This window comes from Streptomyces sp. SID13031, assembly GCF_010548305.1.
GTDB lineage: Bacteria > Actinomycetota > Actinomycetes > Propionibacteriales > Kribbellaceae > Kribbella.
In genome coordinates this window covers 1-914 of record NZ_JAAGLV010000055.1, presented here as the reverse complement: position 1 = coordinate 914, position 914 = coordinate 1, and the positions used below count along the sequence as shown (strand labels likewise).

Genomic DNA, 914 nt, shown 5'->3' with positions numbered 1-914 from the left:
TGGATGATGTGGTGGGCGTGACAATGCGACGGTGGGGCTTTGCAGATCACGCAGCCTTTGTCGCGGCGGATCAGCGCACGCCGGATCGGACGCGTCACGAACCGGTAGTCCATCCCGACATCCAACGGCTGGGAGTCAGTTCCCAAGACGATCGGGAGGATGAACGCGTCACAGGCGAGGCGGCGGACCGCGGAAGCGGAGAGGTTGTCGCCGAAGACGAGTTCACCGACGGCTTCGGAGGTCTGGGCTTTCAGGTCGGCGAAGTCGATGGTGACGGTGATGTGTGGGATACCTGGCCCGGAAGTGTTGCCGACGGCGGCCTCGAGGATTGTGGTCAACGCGTCGGCCTGGCGTTTGTCGCGGGGGCGGGGGTCGGGGTCGCCGTCGATGGTTTTGTGGGGTTTGGCCAGGTCGTGGATCGTGGTGGTGAACAGTTCGGCGTTGTCACCGGCCAGGAACCCACCGAACTTGATGCCGTGGTCGACGGAGCGGATCCACAGGTTCTCTTTCTGGGCGGCTTCTTCTTCGGCGGGTTCGGGGCCGTCGGTGTCCAACCGGTCCAAGACCATCCGGCCGAAATCCTTGAGGCCGTCCGGGGTCAGGTAGCGGGCGGCTTCGATCATCTGCTCCTCGGCCACGACGAGATCCTCGACGGGTACGGTGGCTGGGGCCTTCTCCAGGGTCGTGATGATTACCGCGGCCAGTGCCGGGGTCAGGACGGCAACCTCGGCAGCAACCTCGCCAGCAACCTCGCCGGTGTCAGTGGTCGGGTCGGGCAGGGCGGCGATGACGGCTTCGTATTTGGGGAGGTTCTTGGTGAGTTTGAGGTCGCGGCGGATGTCGCCACGGTTGCGGCGGTGCCGTAGCGACAGGAGTTCGATGGTGTCGCCGGCGCCGAGTTCTTTGGCCAGGCC

General features: G+C 65.2%; 1 protein-coding gene. It reads right to left on the bottom strand.

Annotated elements, in window-relative coordinates:
• Window positions 1–914 (bottom strand): DUF222 domain-containing protein (locus tag G3I17_RS39195; RefSeq protein WP_164604498.1); only part of this gene is annotated, 914 nt, incomplete at both ends.